Here is a 26,548-nt window from a genome sequence, read left to right as displayed (position 1 = left end):
CGCGGCGCCCAGCCCGCCACCTGGCGCGGCGACAAGGGCTTCGTCGGCGGCACCAAGGACGCCGACACCGGCCTCACCCACCTCGGCGCCCGCGAATACGACCCGGCCATCGGCCGCTTCGTCTCCGTCGACCCGATCATGGACGTCGCGGACCCGCAGCAGACCCACGGGTACACGTACTCCAACAACAACCCGGTGACCCTGTCGGACCCGAGCGGCCTGAAGCCGGACGACTGCCTGATAGCCAACTGCACGTACACGTCGAACGGCTGGGAAGTCGGCGAGGTCAAGGGACACGACAATTCCCCTGCCCCGAAGACGACCACCTACCAGAACCAGGACTCGGAAAACCGCGCCGCCACGACGAACAAGCAGCGGGCCAAGGAGCAGCGCAAGAAGCGGCTCGACCAGATCATGAAGGAGCACAAGTTCTACATCGGCAAGTACATCGACGACATCGATGACGCCAACAAGTTGGCCTGCCGGATGACACCGGGCCCCGAGAGGGCGGGCTGCAACTTCAACCGGTACGCGAACCTCTACGGCGTCAAGCTCTTCGGCCTGGAGTACAAGGGCCTCGAAGGCATGGTCGAGGAGGCGCTTGAGCGCATCGACGAGTCGGCGGTGTCGGAAGGCAAGGAGGATGCGGAAGACGGGGATGACACCACGGAATTCGGCTTCAACAACAAGGAGTTCGAGATCGCGTTCATCCTCGCCATGGAGGGGAAGACGGTGGTGGCCCGATCCGCGGACACAGGCGCCCCGGGCTCCGTGAACGGCAAGAAGAGCTTCGACGCCTGGGTCGATGGAGTGCGCACGGAGTTCAAGACCCTAGGCCCCGAGACGTCGGCGAAGCACATTGGCCGGTGGATAGGGAAGGCGGCCAATCAGGGTGCCGACGCCGTCATCATTCACCTTCCCGAAGGCACCAAGGAACACGCGGAGGCGGCCGTCAGGAGTGCCAAGCGTGCGGCGTTCACCTCGAAGACGCCCCTGACGGCGACCACCGTCCGGTTCATCGGTGACGGGTGGGGCTTCACCGCGCCACTTCAGTAGCATCGAGCGAAAGGCCGAGGGAGAAGACGATGCAGAGAGAGCAGCTCGCGGAGATCCTGCGTTCGGAGGGGCTCATCGCCTCCGACGCGGAGATCAAGGACGCGGTCACGCGAGCCGGTTCGCGGATGCTGGGGATCCGGATCACCGGAGACGGTGCCGTGGACGCGTGGCGACGGTTGCTCGCTCTGCGGGACGGCACCGGATTCCATCCCGTGCTGTCCCCCCGATCTCCCTCGGCCTGGGTGGACCGGGCGCCCGTGGAGGGGGAGCCCTTCGACGACAGGGCGATCACGGCTCCTCGTGCGCTCGTCGCCGAGATCAGGGCCGCCGCCCTGGAGGACCACCTCAAGGGGGCGGGTGACGAGTCGGAGGCGGATGAATGGCGGGACGAATTCGACCCGGAGCGCCTGGCTCTGTCCGTTTCGCCCGTCCCCAAGGAGTGTGATCCGTGGAGCGACTTCAGACCGTCCTGGCTGTGCCTGGTGGAGACCTCCAAGGGTTACCGCGTACCGGGTCTCCTGCCTGACCGCGCGCGTGGCCGCAACTGGGACCACGGGCCGGGGGGCCGTCCGATGCTCGCGTCGGACCACGTGGCATTCCTGCACACCTGGTACGACCGGTTCGGGGCGGAACTCCTCTACCTGTCCGGTTCCGTGCTGATTCTCGACGTCGCACGGCCGCCTCAGGAGCCGCTGGCGGTGGCCGAAGCGGCGATCGAGCAGTACGTGTACTCCCCCGACGAATCCGACGCACCTCAGTTGGCGAATCGTCAGGTTCGTGGAGGGGCATGGCGCTTCTGGTGGGACTGAGCGGTCCCGTCGTGAAGGCGTGAAAAAGCCCGGGCGCCCGGAGGGAAGGTTCCCTCCGGGCGCCCGGTGCTTCGTGCCGGCCTTACGGGAAGGTCAGCTTGAAGTTGTTGATGTAGCCGGTGTCGATGGCGGCCTTGTCCTGGACGCGGAGCTTCCAGGCGCCGTTGGCGACCTCGGTGGAGGCGTTCACGGTGAACGTCTGCTGGATGTTGTCGGCGCTGCCGCCGGAGCGGTTGGAGAGGCTGTAGACCGAGCCGTCGGGGGCGATGAGGTCGACGACGAGGTCACCGCGGTAGGTGTGGACGATGTCCACGCCGACGGCGAGGTTGCTCGGGGCGTTGCCGGTGCGGCCGGTGACGTTGACCGTCGAGGTGACCGCGGCGCCGGGGGAGTCCGGGATGGCGACGTCGGTGCTGTTCTCGAAGACCGTGCCGGTCGGCGGCTCGGTGCCGGGGCGGGAGCCGACGTTGATGGCGGCCCAGGCGTTCTCGACGGCCGCGACCTCGGGGCTGGTGGCGCCGTAGAGGGCCTTGGCGACGTCGACCGTGCCGGTGCGGGCGCCGGCGTAGTTGGTGGTCGTGCCCCACTTGGTGGTGAGGGCCTTGAACCAGATCAGCTCGGCCTTGGCGCGGCCGATGCCGGTGACGGGCAGGCCGTCGGAGGTCGGCGAGTCGTAGGTGACGCCGTTGATCGTCTTCGTACCGCTGCCCTCGGACAGCAGGTAGAAGAAGTGGTTCGCCGGGCCCGAGGAGTAGTGCACGTCGATCGAGCCGATGCCCGAGTACCAGGCGTCCTTGGACGAGCCGTCCTTGCTCGGCTTGTCCATGTAGCGCAGCGGGGTGCCGTTGCCGCGGATGTCGATCTTCTCGCCGACGAGGTAGTCGCCCGGGTCGTTGGCGTTGTTGGCGTAGAACTCGACGGCCGCCGCGAAGATGTCCGAGGTGGCCTCGTTGAGGCCGCCGGACTCGCCGCTGTACTGGAGGCCGGCCGTGTTGGAGGTGACGCCGTGCGTCATCTCGTGGGCGGCCACGTCGATGGACGTCAGCGGCTTGGCGTTGTTCGCGCCGTCGCCGTACGTCATGCAGAAGCAGGAGTCCGACCAGAACGCGTTGACGTACGCGTTGCCGTAGTGGACCCGGGTGTACGCGCCGACGCCGTCACCGCGGATGCCGCTGCGGCCCTGCACGTTCTTGTAGTAGTCCCAGGTGAGCGCGGCGCCGTAGTGGGCGTCGGCGCCGGCCGTCTCCTTGTTGGACGGGAGGCCGTTGCCCCACACGTCGGTGGTGTTGCTGAACAGCGTCCCGGTGCCCGACGTACCGCCGTTGAGGTTGTACGTCTTGTGGTTGCCGCGGCCGGTGTCGGTCAGCGTGTACGAGGGCGCGGTGCCGAGGGTCACCTGGCCGCTGTACATCGTGTTGCCGGTGCCGGTCTCGATGGCCTGCCACTCGTACAGCTTCGCGCCGGTCTTGGCGTCGGTGACGACGTGCAGCTCGTTCGGGGTGCCGTCGTGCTGGAGGCCGCCGACGACGGTCTCGTACGCGAGGACGGGCGTGCCGTTGGCCATCCAGACGACCTTGCGCGGGGCGCGGTTGGTCTCGGCCTTGTCGGCGCCCTCGGCCTGTGCGGCGCTCAGGGCCTGCTTCGACGCGGCGGCCGGGGTGACGGTCGCGGTCGTGTCGACGTTCTTCAGCTCCGCGCGGGAGGCCTTGGAGACGCCCTGGTACGCGCCGGCCTTGGACTCCTCGACGATCAGGTCGCCGCCCAGGACGGGCAGTCCGGCGTAGGTGCGCTCGTAGCGCGTGTGGGTCGTGCCGTCGCGGTCCTGCACGACGTCGCGGACGACCAGCTTCTCCTGGGCGCCGAGGCCGAGGGACTTGGCCGTGGCGGCCTTGTCGGCGTCGGCCGCCTTGATGAGCGCGATGCGCTCGGCGGGGGTGAGGTCGGCCGGGAGCTTGCCGGGGTTCGCCGAGGTGCCCTGCTGGGCCTGGGGGGCGGCGCTCCAGGGGGAGTTCGCCGCGGTGGCGGAACCCGTCTGGACGCCGACGGCGATCATGGCGGCGGCGGCGATCAGAGCGCCGGTCGCGGTGGCACGACGGCTGGGCGTGGATCTCACGCAGACTCCTTATGCGAGGGGGGTACCGGCGGACTTGGGTGAGCCCGTCCGGGCGGAGCAAGGAGAGCTGTGGAGCACGTGCGGGTGAAGCGCTGAACATTGATGCGAAGGACCGGGGAGAGAGTGACAGGAATGACGGGGACCTGTCAGGAGCGCATCGACAAGTTGGCCGGAAATCGTCCGCTGCCCGTACGTCGGTGTTCGTTAACCGGACGTTTCGCCGATCATGGCCGCGATGCCGTCCAACGTTCTGCGGAGCCCGAATTCGAAGAACGAATCCAGGTCCAGACCGAAGCCTCCGGCGCTGGTCACCGCCGCGAGCTCCGGGTACGAGCCGGCCGCCTGGATCGCGTCGAACCGTGGCTCATTCTGTTCCATCCACTCGCCGTCGGAGATCCCCGTGTCCTGGCGCGCCTGCTCCTCCAGATCGTCCGCCATCGACAGGCCCTGGACGTACGCGAAGATCAGCAGATGGGCGTGGAGCTTGTCCGAGGGCGACAGCGGCGTGCCCCGCAGCGCCCGCAGCACCCACTCCGTGTACGCCATCGCGTTCGGCGTCGCGACCGGCCGCGTGAACGAGGCCATCGCGTGCGCCATCCACCGGTGCCGGGTGTACACCGCCCGCAACCAGCGCGCCCCCACCTCCAGCCCCGTCCGCCAGTCCGCCGGCACCGGACCCAGCGGCACCTCCCCGCACGCCGCGTCCGCCATCAGCCGCACCAGCTCGGCCTTGCCCGGCACATGGCGGTACAGCGTCATCGTCGACACCCCCAGGACCGTCGCCACCCGCCGCATCGTCAGCGCGTTCAGCCCCTCGGCGTCGGCGAGTTCGAGCGCGGCGGCCACGAGCCGCTCCCGCGACAGGGGCGCCGCGTCCGGATCCGCGAGGGCGACGACCATCGTGCCCACGCCCGGCTCCGCCCGTACGAGACCCTCCTGGCGCAGCACCCCCAGCGCCTTCGTCGCCGTGGCCATCGCCACGCCCCACTCGCGGGTGATGGCCCGCGTCGACGGCACCAGCGCGCCCGGGAGCAGCTCGCCGGTCCGGATGCGGCGGCGGAGCTCGGCGGCGATGGAGAGGTAGGGCGGAGGAGTCGGCACGGCGGGGAGTGTACTAGTGCGGTCGAGACGGTGTACGCGGTGCCGAACTGCGGCTTCCCGGCCACCGTCCGAGGTGCACTAGGGCGGGAGTGGCGCCGTACACCACTGGCTGCTTCCTTCCCCCCATGACACTCACCGCGAGCCCCGGACCCACGACAGGACCCGACCGCGCCGGCCGGCGCGAATGGACCGCGCTCGGCGTGCTCATGCTGCCGCTGCTCCTCGTCTCCATGGACGTCTCCGTCCTCTACTTCGCGATCCCCGCCATCGCCGCCGACCTCCGCCCCGGCGCGACCCAGCAGCTGTGGATCCTCGACATGTACGGCTTCGTGCTCGCCGGACTCCTCGTCACCATGGGAGCCCTCGGCGACCGCGTCGGACGCCGCAGGCTCCTCCTCCTCGGCGCCGCCCTCTTCGGCGTCGCCTCGGGCGCCGCCGCCTACGCCCACACCCCCGGCGCCCTCATCGGCGCCCGCGCGCTCCTCGGCGTCGCCGGCGCCTGCCTCATGCCGTCCACCCTCGCCCTCATCCGCACCCTCTTCCGGGACGCGGCCCAGCGCGCCAAGGCCGTCACCCTGTGGACCGCCGTCATGGCGAGCGGCATCTCGCTCGGGCCCGTCGTCAGCGGAGCGCTCCTCGAACACTTCTGGTGGGGCTCGGTGTTCCTCGTCAACCTGCCCGCGATGCTGCTGCTGCTCGTCCTCGCGCCCCTGCTGCTGCCCGAGTCCAAGCCGGCCTCGGGCGGCGGCCGGTTCGACCTCGTCAGCGCCGGGCTCTCCCTCGCCGCCCTGCTGCCGCTGATCCACGGCGTCAAGGAACTCGCCCAGGACGGCTGGGCGCCCCTGCCCGCGCTCGGCGTGACCTTCGGGCTGTTCCTCGCCCTCGTCTTCGCCCGCCGCCAGGCCCGCCTCGCCCACCCCATGGTCGACCCGGGGCTCCTCCGGACCCCCGCCTACGGCGGGTCGCTCCTCGTCAACCTGCTCGCCATGGCCGCGACCGTCGGCTACGCCGTCTTCCTCACCCAGTACCTCCAGTCCGTCCTCGGCCAGAGCCCCCTCGAAGCGGCCCTGTGGAGCCTCGTCCCCACCGGCGGCGTCCTGCTCGCCGCGCCGGTCGCCGCGGTGCTCGCCGGACGGATCGACCGGGCGTACGTCATGGGCGGCGGGCTCCTCGTCTCCGCCGCCGGGTTCGGCTGGCTGGCCGCCGTCGACCGGGCCACGCCGTTCTGGGCCGTCCTCGTCGGAAGCGCCGTGTACGCCTCCGGGCTCGTGTCGGCCATGACCCTCGCCAACGAACTCGCCCTCGGCGCCGCGCTGCCCGAGCGCGCGGGATCCGCCGCCGCCGTCATGGAGGCGGGGCAGGAACTCGGCGGGGCGCTCGGCATGGCGCTGCTCGGCTCCCTGGGCGCGGTCGTCTACACGGCGGCCGTGCCCGCGACCGCGCCCGCCGCCGCCCGGGAGACCCTGGGCGGCGCGCTGGGCGGTTCGCCGGCCGTGCTCGACGCGGCCCGCACGGCGTTCGTCGACTCCATGGGGGCCGCGGCCGCGGGCGCCGCCCTCCTGATGCTGATCGCGGCGGGCTCGGCGGTACGACTGCTCCGGCGGCGGGCGTGAGGCGGCGGGCGTGAGGCCGGCAGGGCGTGAGGCCGGCAGGCGTGAGAGGGGCGTCGGGCCGGCGGCGGGCCGAGGCGGCCCGCCCGGTGCCGCCCCGCCCGGCGCGTCAGCCCACCAGGCTGTCGCGCCAGGCCTGGTGGAGACCGGCGTAGTGGCCGTCGCCGGCGACGAGCGAGCGGGGGCTGCCGTCCTCGACGATGCGGCCCGCGTCCATGACGAGGACCCGGTCCGCCACCTCGACGGTGGACAGCCGGTGGGCGATGACGACGGCGGTCCGGCCGGCCAGGACGGTGTCCATGGCCTGCTGGACGGCCCGCTCGCCCGGCACGTCCAGGGAACTGGTGGCCTCGTCGAGGATGAGGACGGCCGGGTCCGCGAGGAGGGCGCGGGCGAAGGCGACCAGCTGGCGCTGGCCGGCCGAGATGCGGCCGCCGCGCTTGCGGACGTCCGTGTCGTAGCCGTCGGGGAGGGCCGCGATGAAGTCGTGGGCGCCGATGGCCTTGGCCGCCGCCTCGATCTCGTCGCGGCTCGCGTCCGGGCGGCCGATCGCGATGTTCTCGGCGACCGTCCCCGAGAACAGGAAGGCCTCCTGGGTGACCATGACGACCCCGCGCCGGAGGTCCGGCGTGCTCAGGTCGCGCAGGTCGACCCCGTCCAGGAGGACCCGGCCCTCGGTGGGGTCGTAGAAGCGGGCGAGGAGCTTGGCGAGCGTCGACTTGCCGGCGCCGGTGGCGCCGACGACGGCCACCGTCTGGCCCGCGGGGACGGTCAGGTCGAAGCGGGGGAGGACCTCGCCGCCCGTGCGGTAGGCGAACCGGACCCCGTCGAAGACGACCTCGCGGCCCGGGGTGCCCGTGCGCCCGGGGAGGGCGCGGGGCGCGGTCGTCTCGGGCACGCCCGGCTCCTGGGCGAGGAGGCCGGCGATCTTGGCGAGGGACGCGGCCGCCGACTCGTAGGAGTTGAGGAACATGCCGAGCCGGTCGATGGGGTCGTACAGGCGCCGCATGTAGAGCACGGCGGCGGCCAGGACGCCCAGGGCCAGGGAGCCGTCGGCGACGCGGTACGCCCCCCAGAGGCACATGCCGGCGACCGCCGTGTTCGCGACCAGGCGGGAGCCGACGACGTAGCGGGCCATCTCCAGGAGGGCGTCGCCGTTGCTGATCTCGTGGCGGTGGTTGAGGACGGCGAACTCGGCGTCGTTGACCGCCTCGCGGCGGAACGCGCGGACCGGGCGGATGCCGTTCATCGTCTCCGCGAACTTCACGATCACGCCCGCGATGGCCGTGGAGCGCTCGGTGTAGACCTGGCCGACCCGCCGGCGGTAGCTGCCGACCAGCAGGTACAGCGGTGCGAAGGAGAGGACGGCCACCGCGCCGATGCCCAGGTCGAGCCAGAGGAGGACGAGGGAGATGGAGACGAAGGAGAGGACCACGCCGACGAGTTCCTGGAGCCCCTCGGACAGGAGCTCGCGCAGGGACTCGACGTCGGTGGTGGAGCGCGAGATCAGCCGGCCCGAGGTGTAGCGCTCGTGGAAGTCGACGCTCAGCACCTGCGCGTGGCGGAAGATCCGGCCCCGCAGGTCGAGCAGCACGTCCTGGTTGACGCGGGCGGCGCCCCGGACGAAGACGTACTGGAGGAGTCCGGACAGGGCCGCGCAGAGCAGGTAGCCGAGCGCCACCGCGATGACGGGGCCGTGGTCGCCGGCCCGGAAGGCCGGGACGCCGCGGTCGATGGCGTACGCGACGAGCAGCGGGCCCGCCTGGACGGCGCCCTCCTTCACCAGGAGGACGAGCGCGGCGAGCGCGACCCGGGCCCGGTGCGCGGCGAGCAGGGAGCGCAGGAGCGCGCCCGTCGCGCCGCGCGGGGCGGGCAGGTCGTCCTGGTCGAAGGGGTCGGACGGCGGGGCGGACCCCTTTGCGGGCTTCTTCTCGAGGGTGGTGTCCGTCATCGCTTCTCCTGGGTCCCGCCGGACATCAGCCAGGCGTACTCCTCGCTGCTCCGCAGCAGTTCCTGGTGGGTGCCGACCGCCGCGATGCGGCCCCGGGACAGCAGCGCGACCCGGTCGGCGAGCATGACCGTCGACGGGCGGTGCGCCACGACCAGGGCCGTCGTCTCGCGCAGGACCTCCCGCAGGGCGGCCTCGACCCGGGCCTCGGTGTGGACGTCCAGCGCCGACAGCGGGTCGTCCAGGACCAGGAACCGGGGGCGGCCGACGACCGCCCGCGCCAGGGCGAGCCGCTGCCGCTGGCCGCCCGAGAGGCTCAGGCCCTGCTCGCCGACCTCGGTGGCGACGCCCTCGGGCAGCCGGTCGACGAAGGCGTTCGCCTGGGCCACGCCCAGGGCGCGCCGCAGTTCCGGCTCGCCGGCGGTCTCCCCGGCGCCCATCAGGACGTTGTCGCCGATGCTCGCCGAGAAGAGCGTGGGCTCCTCGAAGGCCATCGACACCAGGGACCGCAGTCGCGCGCGGTCCATCAGGGCGATGTCCTCGCCGTCCAGCAGGATCCGGCCGCCGGTCGTCTCGTGCAGGCGGGGGACGAGCGCGGTGAGCGTCGTCTTGCCGGAACCGGTGCCGCCGACCAGGGCGAGGGTCTCGCCGGGCCGGATGTGGAGGTCGACGCCGTCGAGGACGGGCGGGGCGTCGTCGGGCGCGTCGGGGTAGCGGAACGTCACTCCCTCGAAGCGCACCCCGCCCGGGCCGCCGTCCGCGGACGCCGTCGCCGAGGCGGTGTCCGCTTCCTCCTCGGCGTCCATCACCTCGAAGTACCGTTCGGTGGCGGTCGCCGCCTCCTGGCTCATCGCCAGCAGGAAGCCGATCGACTCCACCGGCCAGCGCAGCGCGAGCGCCGTCGACAGGAAGGCGACGAGGGTGCCCGCCGACAGGTCGCCGTCGGCGACCTGCACGGTGCCCAGGACGAGCGCCGCTCCGATGGCCAGCTCGGGTACGACGGTGATGACCGCCCAGATCATCGCGAGCAGCCGCGCCTTGGCCAGCTCGGTGCCGCGCAGCCGCTCCGAGAGCGCCCGGAAGGCCTCCGCCTGGCTGCGGTGCCGGCCGAAGCCCTTGACGATCCGGATGCCGAGGACGCTCTCCTCCACGACCGTCGTCAGGTCGCCGACCTGGTCCTGGGCCCGCCGCGCCACCACCCCGTAGCGGTTCTCGAACAGCGAGCAGACGATCACCAGCGGCAGCACGGGCGTGAGCAGCACCAGGCCGAGCGACCAGTCCTGGGCGAGGAGCAGCACATAGCCCGCGATGATGGTGACGCCGTTGACCAGCAGGAACGTCAGCGGGAACGCCAGGAACATCCGCACCAGCATCAGGTCGGTCGTCCCGCGCGAGAGCAGCTGCCCCGAGGCCCAGCGGTCGTGGAAGGCGATCGGGAGCCGCTGGAGCTTCCGGTACAGATCGGCCCGCATCCCGGCTTCGACGGCCGACAGGGGCCGTGCCACCAGCCACCGCCGGAAGCCGAACAGCACCGCCTCCGCGATGCCGAGGAGCAGCAGGCCGAGCGCCCCCCACCACACGCCGCCCGGGTCCCGGTCCGCGACCGGCCCGTCCACCATCCACTTCAGCACGAGCGGGATCACGAGCGACAGGCACGACGCGACGACCGCCACGACCGCCGCCGTGAACCACCGCCCCCGCACGGGTCGTACGTACGGCCACAGCCGGAGCAGGACGCGCACCGCCGACCGGTCGGCGGTGCGCGGGGGATTCACTGGGTTCACAGGTTCCTCGGGCATCAGGTCCGACTTTACGGTTCACCACTGACACGTCTCATCCGGTTTTCCGGCCGTACCCGCCGGCCGTACCCGCCGGCCGTACCCGCCGGCCGTACCCGCCGGCCGTATCTGACGGCCGTACCCGCCGGCCGCCCCCGCCGGTCGCGGCACCGCGCGTGCGCGCAGGGTCAACGAGCCGTGCGCCGTGCGCCAAAGACAGGGGTGAGGACGTGCCCCGACACTGATCGGACGCGCGGGCCGTCGCACGGGGGCTCGAAGGACGGCCCGCCGCACGGGTGCTTCCGCGGGCCGCGTCCCGGCCCGCGGCGACGAGCACCCCCGCTCCGCCCGGCCACCGCCGTCGCGCCGTGGTGGCCGGGCCAGGAGTGTCCGTCAGGCCCCGACCCGCAGCAGGACCGTCGAGCGGGCGCCCACCGTGATCGTGCCGCCGCCCTCGTGGAGGGTGCCGGGCGCGCGGGACTGGTCGGTGCGCGCGGTGTCCACGACGAGTTCGTACGTCGCCGCCCAGGGAGGTCCCGGGAGACGGAACTCGAGGGGCCGCGGGCCCGCGTGGAGGACGGCGAGGAAGCTGTCGTCGGTGATCCGCTCGCCGCGCTCGTCGCGGCCCGGGATGTCGCGGCCCGACAGGTACAGGCCGAGGGTGGCGGTGGGCGCGTACCAGTCCCGCTCGGTCATCTCGGTGCCCTCGGCGGTGAACCAGGCGAGGTCCCGCAGTCCGTCCGCGCGCTGCGGCCGGCCGGAGAAGAAGGCCCTGCGGCGCAGCACCGGGTGGCGGTGGCGCAGGGCGAGGAGCCGGCGGGTCAGGGCGAGGAGCTGGCCGCGGCCCGGGTCGTCCGGCAGGGACCAGTCGAGCCAGCCGATCTCGTTGTCCTGGCAGTACGCGTTGTTGTTGCCGCCCTGGGTGCGGCCGGTCTCGTCGCCGGCGACGAGCATCGGCACCCCGGTGGACAGCAGGAGGGTGGTGAGCAGGTTGCGCTGCTGGCGCAGCCGCAGCGCGTTGGTCCCGGGGTCGTCGGTCTCGCCCTCGGTGCCGCAGTTCCAGGAGCGGTTGTCGTGGGTGCCGTCCCGGTTGCCCTCGCCGTTGGCCTCGTTGTGCTTGCGCTCGTACGTGACGAGGTCGCGGAGGGTGAAGCCGTCGTGCGCGGTGACGAAGTTGACGGAGGCGTAGGGCCGCCGCCCGCCCCAGGCGTACAGGTCGCTGGAGCCGGAGAGCCGGTAGCCGAGGTCCCGCACGTCGGGCAGCGCGCCCCGCCAGAAGTCCCGTACGGCGTCCCGGTAGCGGTCGTTCCACTCGGTCCAGAGCGGTGGGAACGCGCCGACCTGGTAGCCGCCGTTGCCGACGTCCCACGGTTCGGCGATGAGCTTGACCCGGCGCAGCACCGGGTCCTGGGCGATCACGGCGAGGAACGGCGACAGCATGTCGACGTCGTGCATGGAGCGGGCGAGGGCCGCCGCCAGGTCGAAGCGGAAGCCGTCGACACCCATCTCGGTCACCCAGTACCGCAGCGAGTCGGTGATGAGCCGCAGCACCTGGGGCTGCACGACGTGCAGGGTGTTGCCGCAGCCCGTGTAGTCCGCGTACCGGCGGGCGTCGGACTGGAGCCGGTAGTAGCCGCGGTTGTCGATGCCCTTCAGGGAGAGGGTGGGGCCGAGCTCGCCGGCCTCCGCCGTGTGGTTGTAGACGACGTCGAGGATGACCTCGATCCCGGCCGCGTGCAGGGCCCGCACCATCCGCTTGAACTCGCCGACCTGCTGCCCCGCCGTCCCGGACGAGGAGTAGCCCGCGTGCGGGGCGAAGTAGCCGACCGAGTTGTAGCCCCAGTAGTTGCGCAGCCCGCGCCGCAGCAGGTGGTCCTCGTGCGCGAACTGGTGCACCGGCAGCAGCTCGACCGCCGTCACCCCGAGCCCCGTGAGGTGCTCGATCGCCGCCGGGTGCGCGAGCCCCGCGTACGTGCCCCGCAGGTGCTCGGGGATGCCGGGGTGGAGCTTGGTGAAGCCCTTGACGTGCACCTCGTAGATGACGGAGTCCTGCCAGGGCGTCTTGGGCCTGCGGTCGTCCGACCAGTCGTCGTCGTCGTGGACGACGACCCCCTTCGGCACGTGCGGGGCGGAGTCCCGCTCGTCGCGGACGGTGTCGGCCACGTGCTGCTGCGGCCAGTCCCTGACGTGTCCGTACGCCTCCGGGGGCAGCGCGGCGAAGTCGCCGTCGACGGCCCGCGCGTACGGGTCGAGGAGCAGCTTCGCCGGGTTCCAGCGGGCGCCCGTCCACGGGTCCCAGCGGCCGTGCACCCGGTAGCCGTACCGCTGCCCCGCTCCGACGCCCGGCACGAAGCCGTGCCAGATCTCGTGGGTCAGCTCGGTCAGCGGCAGCCGCGTCTCCGTGCCGTCCGCCTCGAAGAGGCACAGTTCGACGGCCTCCGCGCCGCCCGCCCACAGGGCGAAGTTGGTGCCCGCCGTCCCGCCCGGACCGACCCGGCAGCGGGCGCCGAGCGGCGTCGGCGCACCCGGCCATACGGGTGGCACCGCCCGCTCCGGGGCATGCTCGGATACCGCCTCCTGCTCGGCTGCGCTCGCCACCGTCCCGGCCTCCCGCGGCTCGTCGGGCCCGCACCCGCGGGAGCGGCGGCGTCCCGGCCGCCGCTCCCGCGCGTGGTTCTCCCCCTGTTCTGCCCGGACGGCCGGGCTCCCAACATGCCCCGCACGCACGTTTCCCCTGGAGGGTGGCCGTCGTTGGGCCGAGCGTGAATCGAGTATGGAAGCGGACGAGGTACGCCCTGGCGGTCGCGGGACTGGTCGCCGGCCTTGCGGGCTGCACAGGGGCGGACGGCGGAGGGGGCATCGACATCTCCCTGCCGGGCAAGGCGCGGGCCCCCGGCGACGTCATCCGGGTGAGCCCGGAGGACGGCAGCAAGGCGGTTCCGGCGGAGGGCCCGGTCGAGGTGCGGATCGACAGCGGCCGGCTGGAACGGGTGACGGTCGTGCAGGTCGAGGACGCCCAGCGGACCCGGATCGCCGGGGAGATCTCCGCGGACGGGCTGCGCTGGCGGCCGAAGGCGGACACCCGGCTCGCGCTGTCCGCGAAGTACAGCGTGGACGCGGTCGCGCTCGACGCGCACGGGCGCCGCTCGGCCCGCCACACCACCTTCACCACGGTGGTGCCGGAGAGCCGCTTCATCGGCTACTTCAAGCCGGAGAACCGTTCCACGGTCGGCACCGGCATGATCGTCTCCTTCGGCTTCAACCGGCCCGTCGAGAACCGGGCCGCGGTCGAGCGGGCCATCCGCGTCACCTCCGTGCCGCCGGTGGAGGTGGTCGGCCACTGGTTCGGCAAGGAGCGGCTCGACTTCCGCCCCGCCGCGTACTGGCGGCCCGGCACGAAGGTCACCGTCGAGCTCGGCCTGCGGGACGTCGAGGGGGCGCCCGGCGTGTACGGCATCCAGCGCAAGAAGATCGGCTTCACCATCGGCCGCTCCCAGGTCTCCACCGTCGACGCCGCCGAGCACACCATGGTGGTCCGGCGGGACGGCGAGGTCCTGGCCACCGTGCCGATCACCGCGGGAGCGCCGAAGACGACCACGTACAACGGCAGGATGGTCGTCACGGAGCTGTACGACGTGACGCGGATGGACGGCCGGACCGTCGGCTTCGGCGGCGAGTACGACATCAAGGACGTGCCGCACGCGATGCGCCTCACCGACTCGGGCACCTTCCTGCACGGCAACTACTGGGCCGCGGCCTCCACCTTCGGCTCCGCCAACGTCAGCCACGGCTGCGTGGGGCTGCGCGACGACAAGGGCGGCAGCGCCGACTCGCCCGCGGGCTGGTTCTTCGACCGGACGCTCATCGGCGACGTGGTCGAGGTGGTCAACTCCCGCGACAGGACGGTCGCTCCCGACAACGGCCTCGGAGGCTGGAACCTGGACTGGAAGCAGTGGCGGGAGGGCTCCGCGCTCGACTGACCGGCCGCCTTCCCCCCGCGCCGCCGTTCCTAGCACGTCGACTGGGACTGAACGGTGACATTTACGAGGAACTTTCGTGTCCTGCGGTGTGATTATCTAGCGCTGTGTGCGCGGATGGATGCGCACGGGGGTGGGGCCGTGGCGGTTGCCAGGCCGTGCGAGGGGAGACGACCACAGTGAACGGGCAGCCGATATCGGGGGCATCGGTAGGCGCGACGGCGCGGCGCGGCCGGCGGCGCGGAGGCGTCCGCCTCCAGGCCGTGGCGGCGGGAGCGCTGCTCCTCGTGCTCACCGCCTGCGGCGGCGGGACCGCCGACGGCGGTACGGGCGGCGGGCAGGGCCCGGCGGCCCAGGGCGGCGGCAAGCAGGACAACGCGGCCTCCCAGGCGGTCGTCACGATCCTTCCGAAGGACGGCGCCGACGCGGTCGCCACCAGCGGCGCCCTCAAGGTCACCGCGGAGCAGGGCAAGCTGACCACGGTCACGGTCGCCGACTCCAAGGGCACCGAGGTCGAGGGCAAGATCGCGGCGGACGGCGCCAGCTGGTCGCCCACCGCCCACCTGGCCGCGGGCACCCAGTACAAGGTCCACGCCATCGCGAAGGACGGCGAGGGCCGCGAGTCGGCGAAGGACACCACCTTCACCACGCTGGTCCCGAAGAACACCTTCATCGGCCACTACACGCCGGAGGACGGTTCGACCGTCGGCGTCGGCATGCCGGTCTCCATCAACTTCACCCGGGGCATCACCGACCCGGAGGCCGTCGAGAAGGCCATCAAGGTCACGGCCGAGCCGGCCGTGCAGATCGAGGGCCACTGGTTCGGCAACGACCGCCTCGACTTCCGCCCGGAGAAGTACTGGGCCGCCGGCACCAAGGTGACCGTGCACCTCAACCTGGACGGTGTCGAGGGCCGCCCGGGCGTCTACGGCAAGCAGAAGAAGACGATCAGCTTCACCATCGGCCGCCGCCAGGTCTCCACCGTCGACGCGACCGCCAAGACGATGAAGGTCGAGCGCGACGGCGCCATCATCAAGACGCTGCCCATCACCGCGGGCGCCCCGTCCACGACCACGTACAACGGTCAGATGGTCATCAGCGAGAAGTACAAGGTGACGCGCATGAACGGCGCCACCGTCGGCTTCGGCGGCGAGTACGACATCAAGGACGTGCCGCACGCCATGCGCCTGTCCAACTCGGGCACGTTCGTGCACGGCAACTACTGGGCCCCGGCCTCCACCTTCGGCTCCACGAACGTCAGCCACGGCTGCGTCGGCCTGCAGGACGCGCGCGGCGCGGGCGACAGCTCGACCCCGGCGGCCTGGTTCTTCGACCGCTCGCTCATCGGCGACGTCGTCATCGTGAAGAACTCCAAGGACAAGCAGATCAAGCCGGAGAACGGCCTGAACGGCTGGAACATGGACTGGTCGGAGTGGATCGCCTAGGCGGTCCCGTCCCGAGCGACCGATGAGGGACCCGGTGCTGTGAGCAACAGCACCGGGTCCCTCCGCGTTAACGCCGACTAACCTTCCCCCATGACTGTGAACCTCGAAGTCGCCGAAGGCGTCGGCACGATCCGCCTCGACCGCCCCCCGATGAACGCCCTGGACATCGCCACCCAGGACCGGCTGCGCGAGCTGGCCCAGGAGCTGACCGACCGCGACGACGTGCGGGCCGTGGTCCTGTACGGCGGCGAGAAGGTGTTCGCTGCCGGTGCGGACATCAAGGAGATGCAGGTCATGGACCACGTGGCCATGGTCAAGCGGTCGCGCGCCCTCCAGGACTCCTTCACCGCCATCGCCCGCATCCCCAAGCCCGTCGTGGCCGCGATCACCGGTTACGCGCTCGGCGGCGGCTGCGAGCTCGCGCTCTGCGCCGACTACCGGATCGCCGCCGACAACGCGAAGCTGGGCCAGCCGGAGATCCTGCTCGGCCTGATCCCGGGCGCGGGCGGCACCCAGCGCCTGTCGCGGCTGATCGGCCCCTCCCGGGCCAAGGACCTCATCTTCACCGGCCGGATGGTGAAGGCCGACGAGGCCCTGACGCTCGGTCTGGTCGACCGGGTCGTCCCGGCCGCCGAGGTGTACGAGCAGGCGCACGCCTGGGCCGCCAAGCTGGCGCAGGGCCCGGCCGTCGCCCTGCGGGCCGCCAAGGAGGCGATCGACCAGGGCCTGGAGGCCGACATCGACACCGGCCTGGCCATCGAGCGCACCTGGTTCGCGGGCCTGTTCGCGACCGAGGACCGCGAGCGCGGGATGCGCAGCTTCGTCGAGGAGGGCCCGGGCAAGGCGAAGTTCGCCTGACGTGTGCCCCGGCGCGTCACCCGGAAGGTGATCCCGCGGGGGCCGATTCCACCGGAACGGCCCCCGCGGAGGGCTTCGTGCGGCCATGATGGGGGGCATGGCGGGCCTGGAGGGTAGGGAACAACCTTGGCAGCGCGGCAGCGCCGCCGCCGCGCGCTGGTCACCGGCCGCGGAGGACGAACAGGCCGCCGAAGCAGTGGAGTTGTACGGCAATCCGGCCGAGGAGGACGTCCGGCTGCCGTCCCGGCCCGAATCGGCGTGGGTGGCCCGCAGGCTGACCCAGCACGTGATCCTGCGTCAGTGGGGCCTCGGCCCGCAGATCGCCGAGCACGCGGTGCTCCTCGTCTCGGAGCTCGTGGGGAACGCGGTCCGGCACACCGGCGCCCGGGTCTTCGCGCTGCGGCTCCAGCGTCGCCGAGGCTGGATCCGGATCGAGGTCCGGGACCCCTCGCGCGGGCTGCCCTGCCTGATGCCGGTGCACGAGCTCGACACGAGCGGCCGCGGGCTCTTCCTCGTGGACAAGCTCTCGGACCGCTGGGGCGTGGACCTGGCGCCGCGTGGCAAGACGACGTGGTTCGAGATGCGCGTCGCCGACCGCCCCTGAGTGCGCCCTCCCGACCGCCCCCGCACGCACGGAAGCCCCCGTGTGCCGTGGTGGGGCGCCTGGGGGCTTCCGTGTGATGCGCCGTGGACGGGGGGGTGTATCCACGGCAGCTATGTCGACCTGGCCCGGGTCAATGGGGGTCGGTGACTCCGACTATGTCAGACGGGTGGCCTTCCCGCCAAAAGTCCCTACCGGGGCAATCAAGGTCAAAACAGGACGGTTTAATAGTGAATCGTTGGTGACGTGTAGCACTCGCCTTGTAAATAGTGAATGACTATGCGGTTCACTGCTTGTTTGCCCGGCCCGTCCGCATGCTGGACGCCCTTGCGAGGGTCGCAAACGTCCTGAAATGGCCTAATCGTAATAAATCGAGCCAGATCCCCCTTGAATGGTCGCGTGAAGCCGACCGACCGCCGAGGAGCCCTCCGGGCGGGCGCGGCCGCCGCCGTCGCGGGAGCCCTCGCCACCGCCTGCGGTACGGAACCCCGCCCCGCACCCACCCCCGCCGCCGCACGGCGCCCCGCGCCCACCTCCACCCCCGCCGCCGTGCGGCGTCCCGCCCCCGCGCCCGCCGTCGCCCCCGCGCCCCGCCGGTTCCCCGGCCTGCCCGACGAGATCGCGCACGGCCCCCGCGACCGGCCCCGGGTCGCCCTGACCTTCCACGGACAGGGCGACCCCGCCCTCGCCCGCACCCTCCTCGGCCAGGCGGAGAAGGCGGGCGCCCGCGTCACCGTCCTCGCCGTCGGCAGCTGGCTCGACGACCACCCCGCCCTCGCCCGCCGCGTCCTCGACGGCGGACACGACCTCGGCAACCACACCCAGCGCCACCTCGACATCAACGCCATGACCGAGGCCGAGGCCCACGCCGAGATCGAGGCCTGCGCCGCCCGGCTGCGGCGCCTCACCGGCTCCGTCGGCAGCTGGTTCCGGCCCTCCCGGACCCGGCACGCCGCCCCCGCCGTCCTGCGCGCGGCCCACCGCGCCGGATACCCGCACGTCCTCTCGTACGACGTCGACTCCCTCGACTTCACCGCGCCCGACGCCGCCACCGTCGTCCGCGACGTCACCGGGGCCGTCCGGGCAGGCTCCGTCGTCAGCCTGCACTTCGGCCACCCGGTCACCGCCGCCGCGCTGCCCCTCCTCCTCGCCGACCTCGACCGCCGCGGACTGCGCGCGGTCACCACCACGGAGCTGCTGACCTGATGGCCCACCCCACGAAGAGAACCAGGACCCTCCTCGCCGCCGCGCTCCTCGCCGCCCTCGCGGGCTGCGGCACCGGGGACCCCGGCGGCGGCGCCACGGCCGTGAAGAAGGCGGCCGCCCCCGCCGTGCCCAAACCCGCCGCCGCCCCCGCCGGACTGCCCGGCATGCCGCCCCTGCTCGACCCGAACGACGTCTACGCCGCCGACCGGCCCGGCCGGCTCTCCCCGGTGGTGCGGAACTTCCCCTCCCGGGTCTACGTCCCGAACACCAACTCCAACACCGTCTCGGTCATCGACCCCGCCACCTACAAGGTCGTCGAGACCATCCCGGTCGGCGTCCAGCCCCAGCACGTCGTCCCGTCCTGGGACCTGAAGACCCTCTGGGTCAACAACAACCGGGGCCACACCCTCACCCCCATCGACCCCGCCACCGGCGTCGCCGGCAAGCCCGTCGAGGTCCACGACCCGTACAACCTCTACTTCACGCCCGACGGCAAGTACGCCGTCGTCATGGCGTCCCTCGACCGCGAACTCGTCTTCCGCGACCCGCACACCATGGAGCGGAGGAAGTCCGTCCCGGTGAGCTGCTACGGCGTCAACCACGCCGACTTCTCCGCCGACGGGCGCTACTTCGTCGTCTCCTGCGAGTTCTCCGGCGAACTCCTCAAGGTCGACACCGAGAAGATGGAGGTGGTCGGCCAGCTGAAACTGCCCTTCGAGGGCGCCATGCCGCAGGACGTGAAGATCTCCCCGGACGGGAAGACCTTCTACGTCGCCGACATGATGGCCCACGGCATGTGGGTGCTCGACGGCGAGAAGTTCACCGTCCCCAGCCTGCTGCCCACCGGCAAGGGCGCCCACGGCCTCTACGTCAGCCGGGACTCGCGCGAGATGTACGTGCCCAACCGCGGCGAGGGCTCCGTCTCCGTCTTCGACTTCGCGCAGAACAAGCTCACCAAGAAGTGGCGGCTCCCCGACGGCGGTTCGCCCGACATGGGCGGGGTCTCCGCCGACGGCAAGGTCCTCTGGCTCTCCGGCCGGTACGACTCCGAGGTCTACGCCATCGACACCACCACCGGCCGGCAGATCGCCCGCATCCCGGTCGGCGGCGGCCCCCACGGCCTCGCCGTCTACCCCCAGCCCGGCCGCTACTCCCTCGGCCACACGGGCGTCTTCCGCTAGCGGCCGCCCGGACGGACAGGTCTGTCGGCCCGCGGTCCGTCGGCCCGCGGTTCCGTCAGCCCGCGGTCCGTCGGTCCGGGGCCCGTCGGTCCGGGGTTCCGTCAGCCCGCGATGAGCAGGGCCTCCGACGCCACCGGGCGGTAGCCGGCCGCCTGGAAGGCCCGGACGCTGCGGGCGTTGCCGGGGGACTGCTGGGCCCACACCACGTCGCCGGGCGTGAGGTGGCGGGCCGCCGTGGCCAGCGCGCGGCCCAGCCCCCGGTGACGGACCTCCTCGTCCACCTCGACCGCCGCCTCCCAGCGGCCCGCGACGCCCCGGCCCAGGACCAGCACCCCGCCGTCGGCCGCCCACACCCGGACGTCGTCGCGGAACTTCAGGGCCCGCGCCACCCGGGGGTGCTCAGGGTCCTCGATCTCGCGGAGCTCCAGCGGGGGAGCGCCCGGCAGGCGGTCGGCCACCGTCAGGAGGTCGATCGTGTTCATGTGCAGGCCGGTGCGGGCCATCAGGGCAACCAGGAAGGCCGGGTTCATGCTCGCCGCGAGCGGGTCGCTCGACGTGGCCGCCAGCTCGGCCCGCACCCATGCCGGGTCGGCGTCCGTGAAGACCACCGAGTGGGCGGTGAAGGCCAGCACCCCGGCGTCCCGGGGGTTCGGTGGGGGCACCACCGTCGTCGTGCCGTCCGGGGCGGGGAACCGTCCGCTCGCCGCGTCCGCCAGGATCCGTGCGACCTCGTTCATACCCCCATCATCCGGCAGCGGCGGGCCAGCTAATCTGACCCCCGTCAGATAAGCACCGAGAAGGGGCGGAAGCAGTGGCGGACATCGAGTCGGCACGTACGGCATTCAACCAGTTCGACGCGGACGGCGACGGCTTCATCACCGCCGCGGAGTACAAGAGCCTCATGGCGCGCCACGGCGACTTCCACGTCACCGAGACGGTCGCCGAGGTCCTCATCAAGCAGCGTGACGACAACGGCGACGGCGTCCTGTCCTGGGACGAGTTCTGGGCGCACTACAACAAGGCCTGACCCGCCCGCCCGGGTGGGCGCCGCAACACCGAGTTGCCGCCCGCCCGGGGCCCGGTGACGACCGTCCGGTGACGCTTCCCGGCGACCCGGCCTCGCCGTCCTGCCGCTCGCCGTCGCCGTCGGCGCCGAGGCGATGCGCGCCCATCCCGAGGCGCACCAGCAGGTCCTCGGGACCTGCCTGACCGTCGTCCACCTCACGGCCGCCTCGCTGTGGGTGGGCACCCTCCTGTACGTGCTCCGCACCATGGGGCTGCGCGGCGGCGGACGGCAGGTGCTGGTCCGCTACGCCCGGACGGCCGCCCGGGCGTACGCCGCGCTGGTGGTCACCGGGACCGCCTCGACGCTCCGCAGGCTGCCGCCGGACGCCGTCCCGAGCACCGCCTACGGCCGGCTCCTCCTCGTGAAGCTGGTGCTCTTCGGCGGGGCCGGCCTGCTTGCGCTCGCCGCCCGCGGCCGGATGCTGTCCGGCGGGAACGCCCAGGCGCCCGCGCGGGCCGAGGCCTCCGTGCTCGTGGCGATCGTGCTCGTCTCGGCGCTGCTCACCGTGGTCCCGGATCCGCACGGGCTCGTGCCCCGAGGCCGGGCGCCCCGGGGGCGTCGGCCCCGCGGGGAGACGTGGAAGGACGAGCCCCAGAGCACGAGCGCCGCACCCAGGCCCACCACCGCCCGGACCGTCTCCGCGGAGGCGCCCGCCGCGAGGGCGGCGAGCCCGGTCGGCGCGACCGCCGCCAGGAGGATCGCGGTCCAGGTGTACTGCCGCTGGTCGAAGAGACGGGCCGGCGGGAAGAAGTGCAGGCCCACGACGAGGGCGGTCCCGATCGGGATCGGCTCCGGCCGGCCCGAGGCGTTCGACGCGGCGATCACCGCGAAGACCGCGACCACTTCGGCCGCGTTGACCAGACCGACCCCCGGTTCCACTTCTCGGGCAGCCGTACGGTGCGCCTCACGGGCCCGGCGGTGCCCCGGAAGGCCACGACCACCGCACCGGCCGACACCAGGGCCGCCACGACGCCGACCGGCAGGGCGGCGGGGGTGCCCGAGCCGCCCGCGAGCGCCCAGACCAGGGCGAACGCGGCGAGGACGATCGCGCCCCTGCGCCGCAGGCTCCGCGTGAGGTCGAGGCAGGCGGCGGCCACGTGTTCGATGGTCAGGGCGCGGACACTGCAGCGGAAACCCGACCGCGGTGCCGGTTTCCGCCGACCCCTCGGGGGATCGGCCCAGACCTATTGTGCGGCGATCCCTGCGGCTCGTACGCCGAATGCCAGGCCGCGGGCCGGGCCGGCTACCGGATCCGGGGCCCGGTCTTCTCCTGCCGGCCCTTCAGCGCCGACCGCCCGGACGTCATCGTCCCCCGGGTCCGCGCCTGACGCGGCACGGCCGGCCCCGGGCAACCCCGGGGCCGGCCGTGCCGGGTGAACGGTTCAGCACTCGATGATGTTCACCGCGAGACCACCGCGCGCGGTCTCCTTGTACTTGACGCTCATGTCGGCGCCCGTCTCCTTCATGGTCTTGATGACCTTGTCGAGGGAGACCAGGTGGCTGCCGTCGCCGCGCATCGACATCTTGGCCGCCGTGACGGCCTTGACCGCCGCCATGCCGTTCCGCTCGATGCACGGGATCTGGACCAGGCCGCCGACCGGGTCGCAGGTCAGGCCCAGGTTGTGCTCCATGCCGATCTCGGCGGCGTTCTCCACCTGCTCCGGGCTGCCGCCCAGGACCTCGGCGAGAGCACCCGCCGCCATCGAGCAGGCCGAGCCGACCTCGCCCTGGCAGCCGACCTCGGCGCCGGAGATCGAGGCGTTCTCCTTGAAGAGCATGCCGACCGCGCCGGCCGCCAGCATGAAGCGGACGATGCCGTCGTCGTCGGCGCCGGGCACGAAGTTCATGTAGTAGTGCAGGACGGCGGGGATGATGCCCGCCGCGCCGTTCGTCGGGGCGGTGACCACCCGGCCGCCCGCCGCGTTCTCCTCGTTCACGGCCATCGCGTAGAGGGTGATCCACTCCATCGCGTGCGCGGTCGGGTCGCCCTCGGAGCGCAGCTTGCGGGCCAGGGTGGAGGCGCGGCGGCGGACCTTCAGGCCGCCGGGCAGGATGCCCTCGCGGGACATGCCGCGCGAGACGCAGGCCTGCATGACCCGCCAGATCTCCAGGAGGCCCTCGCGGATCTCCTCCTCGGTGCGCCAGGCCTTCTCGTTCTCCAGCATCAGCGAGGAGATCGAGAGACCGGTCTCCTTCGCGAGGCGCAGCAGCTCGTCACCGGTCCGGAAGGGGTACTTCAGGACGGTGTCGTCGGGGACGATCGGGTTCTCGCCCTGCACGGCGTCCTCGTCCACGACGAAGCCGCCGCCGACCGAGTAGTACGTCTTCTCCAGGACGAGCCCGCCCTCCGCGTCGTACGCGAAGACCGTCATGCCGTTGGCGTGGTACGGGAGCGCCTTGCGCCGGTGCAGGATCAGGTCGGCGTCGAAGTCGAAGGGGATCTCGTGGGCGCCGAGCAGATTGATCCGGCCGCTCTCCTTGATCCGCTCGAACTCCTCGTCGGCGGTCTCGACGTTCACGGTGCGGGGCGAGTTGCCCTCCAGGCCGAGGAGCACCGCCTTGGGGGTGCCGTGGCCGTGGCCGGTCGCGCCCAGCGAGCCGTACAGCTCCGCTCGTATCGTCGCCGTGTGGGCGAGCAGGCCCTCGTTCTTCAGTCGGCGCGCGAACATCCGCGCCGCGCGCATGGGCCCCACCGTGTGGGAGCTCGACGGGCCGATGCCGATCGAGAACAGGTCGAAGACCGAGATGGCCACGGGAGGACTCCTTGTGGGGGGCTAGACGCCGTTGTCTGCCGGGGTGGAGCAGAAAGGCTGAGCATGGGACGGGGCACCGCGCTCACTGTCCAGTGTGCGCGGTGCCCCGGAGCTTTCGTACGAACAAAAGCGTACGAAATTACTTCAGGCCGGGGTACAGCGGGTGCTTGTCCGCCAGGGCGGTCACCCGGGCCTTGAGCGCCTCGGCCTTGTCGGCGTCGAAGCCCGGCTTCAGGGTCTCCGCGATGATGTCGGCGACCTCGGTGAAGTCGTCCGCCTGGAAACCGCGGGTCGCGAGCGCCGGCGTGCCGATGCGCAGACCGGAGGTGACCATCGGCGGGCGCGGGTCGTTCGGAACGGCGTTCCGGTTGACCGTGATGCCGACCTCGTGGAGGCGGTCCTCGGCCTGCTGGCCGTCCAGCTCGCTGTCGCGCAGGTCGACGAGGAGCAGGTGCACGTCCGTGCCGCCGGACAGGACCGAGACGCCGTGCGCGGTGACGTCGTCCTGGACCAGGCGCTCGGCGATGATGCGGGCGCCGTCCAGGGTGCGCTGCTGGCGCTCCTTGAACTCCTCCGAGGCCGCGACCTTGAAGGAGACGGCCTTGGCCGCGATCACGTGCTCCAGCGGGCCGCCCTGGAAGCCGGGGAAGACCGAGGAGTTCAGCTTCTTCGCGAACTCCTTCTTCGCGAGGATGATGCCGCCGCGGGGGCCGCCGAGTGTCTTGTGCGTGGTGGAGGTCACCACGTCCGCGTACGGGACCGGGTTCGGGTGCAGACCGGCCGCGACCAGGCCCGCGAAGTGGGCCATGTCGACCCACAGCTTCGCCTCGACCTCGTCGGCGATCCGGCGGAACTCCGCGAAGTCCAGCTGGCGCGGGTAGGCGGACCAGCCCGCGATGATCACCTTCGGGCGGTGCTCCTTGGCGAGGCGCTCGACCTCGGCCATGTCGACCAGGCCGGCCTCGTCCACGTGGTACGCGACCACGTTGAACTGCTTGCCCGAGAAGTTCAGGCGCATGCCGTGGGTCAGGTGACCGCCGTGCGCCAGGTCCAGGCCCAGGATCGTGTCGCCGGGCTGGGCGATGGCGAACAGGGCGGCCTGGTTCGCGGAGGCGCCGGAGTGGGGCTGGACGTTGGCGTACTCGGCGCCGAACAGGTCCTTGATCCGGTCGATCGCGATCTGCTCGGCCACGTCGACGTGCTCGCAGCCGCCGTAGTAGCGGCGGCCCGGGTAGCCCTCGGCGTACTTGTTGGTGAGGACGGAGCCCTGGGCCTCCATGACGGCGACCGGAGCGAAGTTCTCCGACGCGATCATCTCGAGGGTGGACTGCTGACGGCGGAGCTCGGCGTCGACGGCGGCGGCGACGTCGGGGTCCAGCTCGTGGAGGGGAGTGTTCAGAAGCGACATGAATCGATCCCTTGGGGGTCTCGGTTAGCCGGCGGTGAAGGCGGTGTACTCGTCGGCGGAGAGCAGGTCCTTCGGCTCGTCCGCGAGGCGCACCTTGAACAGCCAGCCGCCCTCGAACGGGGCGGTGTTCACCAGCGCCGGGTCGTCGACGACGTCCTGGTTCGCCTCGACGACCTCGCCGGTCACCGGGGAGTACAGCTCGCTGACGGACTTGGTCGACTCCAGCTCGCCACATTCCTCGCCCGCGGTCACGGTGCTGCCGACCTCGGGGAGCTGGACGTACACGATGTCGCCGAGCGCGTTCGCCGCGTGCTCGGTGATGCCGACGGTCGCGACGCCGTCAACGGCGTCCGTCAGCCACTCGTGCTCCTTGCTGTAGCGAAGCTGCTGGGGGTTGCTCATGGCCTGATTCTCCTGGATCGGGGGAGTACTGATGTACGTGGGTCTTGCGGGGTGAGACGCCGGGTGAGACGAATGCGTCACTTCTGGCGCTTGTAGAACGGCAGCGCCACGACCTCGTAGGGCTCGTGGGTGCCGCGGATGTCCACACCTACACCCGCGGTGCCGGGAGCAGCGTGCGCCGCGTCGACGTACGCGATGGCGATCGGCTTGCCGAGGGTCGGGGACGGGGCGCCCGAGGTGATCTCGCCGACGACCTCGCCGCCGGAGACGACCGGGAAGCCGGCGCGCGGGACGCGGCGGCCCTCGGCGATCAGGCCGACCAGCTTGCGCGGCGGGGCGGTCTCGGCGCGCTCGGCGGCGGCCTCCAGCGCCTTGCGGCCGACGAAGTCGCCGGGCTTCTCGAACTTCACGACCCGGCCGAGACCCGCGTCGAAGGGGGTGAGGGCGGTGGTGAGCTCGTGGCCGTACAGCGGCATGCCCGCCTCCAGGCGGAGCGTGTCACGGCAGGACAGGCCGCAGGGGATCAGGCCGACGCCCGCGCCCGCCTCGGTCAGCGCCGTCCAGACGCCCTCCGCGTGCTCCGGCTTCAGGAACAGCTCGAAGCCGTCCTCACCGGTGTAGCCGGTACGGGCGATCAGCGCGGGCACGCCCGCGACCGTGCCGGGCAGACCGGCGTAGTACTTCAGGCCGTCCAGGTCGGCGTCGGTGATCGACTTCAGGATGCCGGGGGACTCCGGGCCCTGGACCGCGATCAGGGCGTACGCGTCGCGGTCGTCGCGGACCTCGGCGTCGAAGCCCTCCGCGCGGGCCACCAGCGCGTCCAGGACGATCTGCGCGTTGGAGGCGTTGGCGACGACCATGTACTCCGTCTCGCCGAGGCGGTAGACGATCAGGTCGTCGAGGATGCCGCCGTCCTCCTGGCAGATCATCGTGTAGCGGGCGCGGCCGTTGCCCACCGTGGAGATGTTGCCGACGAGGGCGTAGTCCAACAGGTCGACGGCCTGCGGGCCGGTGACCGTGATCTCGCCCATGTGGGAGAGGTCGAAGAGGCCGGCCTTCGTGCGGACGGCGTTGTGCTCGTCGCGCTCGCTGGCGTACCGCAGCGGCATGTCCCAGCCCGCGAAGTCGGTCATGGTCGCGCCCAGCGAACGATGCAGGGTATCGAGGGCGGTCAGACGGGGGGCAGTGCTCATGGGGTGGCTCCCGGGTCCCAAGGGCGTGATCGGTGACGAAACA

At 72.1% G+C, this 26,548-nt stretch carries 19 protein-coding genes and 2 pseudogenes; 11 read left to right on the top strand and 10 right to left on the bottom strand.

What is annotated here, in order from left to right; translation table 11 throughout:
• Positions 1-1,056, top strand: a 1,056-nt coding sequence (locus ACIQFX_RS29235) for an RHS repeat-associated core domain-containing protein (protein ID WP_402469313.1), incomplete at its 5' end; no start/stop codon positions are given.
• A gap of 29 nt (positions 1,057-1,085) precedes the next feature.
• The gene (locus tag ACIQFX_RS29230; RefSeq protein WP_402469311.1) at positions 1,086-1,865 is read left to right on the top strand and encodes a DUF4253 domain-containing protein; all 780 of its coding nucleotides are present in this window, start codon (positions 1,086-1,088) and stop codon (positions 1,863-1,865) included.
• A gap of 82 nt (positions 1,866-1,947) precedes the next feature.
• On the opposite strand, the gene ACIQFX_RS29225 is transcribed toward ACIQFX_RS29230, so the two are convergent.
• Together ACIQFX_RS29225 and ACIQFX_RS29220 are read right to left on the bottom strand one after the other, a co-directional pair.
• The gene (locus tag ACIQFX_RS29225) at positions 1,948-3,978 is read right to left on the bottom strand and encodes a M4 family metallopeptidase (RefSeq protein WP_402469309.1); all 2,031 of its coding nucleotides are present in this window, start codon (positions 3,976-3,978) and stop codon (positions 1,948-1,950) included.
• Positions 3,979-4,182: 204 nt separating this feature from the next.
• Positions 4,183-5,079 carry a TetR/AcrR family transcriptional regulator C-terminal domain-containing protein gene (locus ACIQFX_RS29220; RefSeq protein WP_402469307.1) on the bottom strand — a complete coding sequence of 299 codons (897 nt, stop codon included), beginning with the start codon at positions 5,077-5,079 and terminating at the stop codon, positions 4,183-4,185.
• Positions 5,080-5,204: 125 nt separating this feature from the next.
• Between ACIQFX_RS29220 and ACIQFX_RS29215 the strand changes: the two genes are divergently transcribed.
• Complete coding sequence (locus tag ACIQFX_RS29215; RefSeq protein ID WP_402469304.1) at positions 5,205-6,692, top strand: MFS transporter; 1,488 nt, start codon at positions 5,205-5,207, stop codon at positions 6,690-6,692.
• Between the two features lie 106 nt (positions 6,693-6,798).
• On the opposite strand, the pseudogene ACIQFX_RS29210 reads toward ACIQFX_RS29215, so the two are convergent.
• Both ACIQFX_RS29210 and glgX read right to left on the bottom strand, forming a co-directional pair.
• Positions 6,799-10,436, bottom strand: a pseudogene (locus ACIQFX_RS29210) (ATP-binding cassette domain-containing protein); the annotation flags it as partial.
• A gap of 372 nt (positions 10,437-10,808) precedes the next feature.
• Positions 10,809-13,013, bottom strand: a complete 2,205-nt coding sequence (gene glgX, locus ACIQFX_RS29205; RefSeq protein ID WP_402469302.1) for a glycogen debranching protein GlgX — start codon at positions 13,011-13,013, stop codon at positions 10,809-10,811.
• 164 nt (positions 13,014-13,177) lie between these two features.
• Here glgX and ACIQFX_RS29200 point away from each other — a divergent pair, with 164 nt between their 5' ends.
• From ACIQFX_RS29200 to ACIQFX_RS29175, 6 genes are all read left to right on the top strand, one after another.
• Positions 13,178-14,395 (top strand): Ig-like domain-containing protein, encoded by a 1,218-nt coding sequence (locus ACIQFX_RS29200; RefSeq protein WP_402469299.1) that lies wholly within the window; start codon positions 13,178-13,180, stop codon positions 14,393-14,395.
• A 176-nt stretch (positions 14,396-14,571) separates the two neighbouring features.
• Positions 14,572-15,837 carry an Ig-like domain-containing protein gene (locus ACIQFX_RS29195; protein WP_402469295.1) on the top strand — a complete coding sequence of 422 codons (1,266 nt, stop codon included), beginning with the start codon at positions 14,572-14,574 and terminating at the stop codon, positions 15,835-15,837.
• 90 nt (positions 15,838-15,927) lie between these two features.
• Complete coding sequence (locus tag ACIQFX_RS29190) at positions 15,928-16,695, top strand: enoyl-CoA hydratase/isomerase family protein (protein WP_402469292.1); 768 nt, start codon at positions 15,928-15,930, stop codon at positions 16,693-16,695.
• 97 nt (positions 16,696-16,792) lie between these two features.
• On the top strand, positions 16,793-17,299 hold the full coding sequence (locus ACIQFX_RS29185) for an ATP-binding protein (RefSeq protein WP_402469289.1): 507 nt from the start codon (positions 16,793-16,795) through the stop codon (positions 17,297-17,299).
• A 396-nt stretch (positions 17,300-17,695) separates the two neighbouring features.
• Entirely contained in the window at positions 17,696-18,502 is an 807-nt protein-coding gene (locus ACIQFX_RS29180) for a polysaccharide deacetylase family protein (protein WP_402469286.1), read from the top strand.
• The gene (locus ACIQFX_RS29175) at positions 18,502-19,683 is read left to right on the top strand and encodes a PQQ-binding-like beta-propeller repeat protein (RefSeq protein WP_402469284.1); all 1,182 of its coding nucleotides are present in this window, start codon (positions 18,502-18,504) and stop codon (positions 19,681-19,683) included. Before ACIQFX_RS29180 ends, ACIQFX_RS29175 begins: the two co-directional genes overlap by 1 nt.
• 101 nt (positions 19,684-19,784) lie before the next feature.
• Here the strand turns inward: ACIQFX_RS29175 and ACIQFX_RS29170 are convergent, their stop codons facing one another.
• Positions 19,785-20,420, bottom strand: coding sequence for a GNAT family N-acetyltransferase (locus tag ACIQFX_RS29170; protein WP_189830808.1), 636 nt, complete (start codon positions 20,418-20,420; stop codon positions 19,785-19,787).
• 74 nt (positions 20,421-20,494) lie between these two features.
• On the opposite strand from ACIQFX_RS29170, the gene ACIQFX_RS29165 reads away from it, so the two are divergent.
• Together ACIQFX_RS29165 and ACIQFX_RS29160 are read left to right on the top strand one after the other, a co-directional pair.
• Complete coding sequence (locus ACIQFX_RS29165; protein ID WP_189830809.1) at positions 20,495-20,710, top strand: EF-hand domain-containing protein; 216 nt, start codon at positions 20,495-20,497, stop codon at positions 20,708-20,710.
• A 73-nt stretch (positions 20,711-20,783) separates the two neighbouring features.
• Positions 20,784-21,275: pseudogene (locus ACIQFX_RS29160) on the top strand (CopD family protein); the annotation flags it as partial.
• Positions 21,276-21,570: 295 nt separating this feature from the next.
• Here the strand turns inward: ACIQFX_RS29160 and ACIQFX_RS29155 are convergent.
• The 5 genes from ACIQFX_RS29155 to gcvT form a co-directional block, all read right to left on the bottom strand.
• Complete coding sequence (locus tag ACIQFX_RS29155; RefSeq protein WP_402469281.1) at positions 21,571-21,846, bottom strand: hypothetical protein; 276 nt, start codon at positions 21,844-21,846, stop codon at positions 21,571-21,573.
• Between the two features lie 285 nt (positions 21,847-22,131).
• The gene (locus tag ACIQFX_RS29150; RefSeq protein WP_402469278.1) at positions 22,132-23,502 is read right to left on the bottom strand and encodes an L-serine ammonia-lyase; all 1,371 of its coding nucleotides are present in this window, start codon (positions 23,500-23,502) and stop codon (positions 22,132-22,134) included.
• A gap of 139 nt (positions 23,503-23,641) precedes the next feature.
• A complete protein-coding gene (gene glyA, locus ACIQFX_RS29145; protein WP_402469275.1) occupies positions 23,642-24,910 on the bottom strand; it encodes a serine hydroxymethyltransferase in 1,269 nt (422 codons plus the stop codon).
• Positions 24,911-24,934: 24 nt separating this feature from the next.
• Entirely contained in the window at positions 24,935-25,312 is a 378-nt protein-coding gene (gcvH, locus tag ACIQFX_RS29140) for a glycine cleavage system protein GcvH (RefSeq protein ID WP_376490566.1), read from the bottom strand.
• Between the two features lie 77 nt (positions 25,313-25,389).
• A complete protein-coding gene (gcvT, locus tag ACIQFX_RS29135) occupies positions 25,390-26,505 on the bottom strand; it encodes a glycine cleavage system aminomethyltransferase GcvT (protein ID WP_402469272.1) in 1,116 nt (371 codons plus the stop codon).
• Positions 26,506-26,548: the final 43 nt, after the last annotated feature.

The organism is Streptomyces sp. NPDC093089, assembly GCF_044754405.1.
In the GTDB taxonomy this organism is placed as follows: domain Bacteria; phylum Actinomycetota; class Actinomycetes; order Streptomycetales; family Streptomycetaceae; genus Streptomyces.
The sequence above is the reverse complement of the archived record's forward strand: the minus strand, read 5'-3'. Positions and strand labels throughout refer to the sequence as shown.

Excerpts from the sequence above, each read along its gene's own strand:
- gcvH (WP_376490566.1), bottom strand. The coding sequence starts at position 25,312 with ATGAGCAACCCCCAGCAGCTTCGCTACAGCAAGGAGCACGAGTGGCTG.
- ACIQFX_RS29175 (WP_402469284.1), top strand. The coding sequence starts at position 18,502 with ATGGCCCACCCCACGAAGAGAACCAGGACCCTCCTCGCCGCCGCGCTC.
- ACIQFX_RS29190 (WP_402469292.1), top strand. The coding sequence starts at position 15,928 with ATGACTGTGAACCTCGAAGTCGCCGAAGGCGTCGGCACGATCCGCCTC.
- gcvT (WP_402469272.1), bottom strand. The coding sequence starts at position 26,505 with ATGAGCACTGCCCCCCGTCTGACCGCCCTCGATACCCTGCATCGTTCG.
- ACIQFX_RS29215 (WP_402469304.1), top strand. The coding sequence starts at position 5,205 with ATGACACTCACCGCGAGCCCCGGACCCACGACAGGACCCGACCGCGCC.
- ACIQFX_RS29185 (WP_402469289.1), top strand. The coding sequence starts at position 16,793 with ATGGCGGGCCTGGAGGGTAGGGAACAACCTTGGCAGCGCGGCAGCGCC.
- ACIQFX_RS29170 (WP_189830808.1), bottom strand. The coding sequence starts at position 20,420 with ATGAACGAGGTCGCACGGATCCTGGCGGACGCGGCGAGCGGACGGTTC.
- ACIQFX_RS29230 (WP_402469311.1), top strand. The coding sequence starts at position 1,086 with ATGCAGAGAGAGCAGCTCGCGGAGATCCTGCGTTCGGAGGGGCTCATC.
- glyA (WP_402469275.1), bottom strand. The coding sequence starts at position 24,910 with ATGTCGCTTCTGAACACTCCCCTCCACGAGCTGGACCCCGACGTCGCC.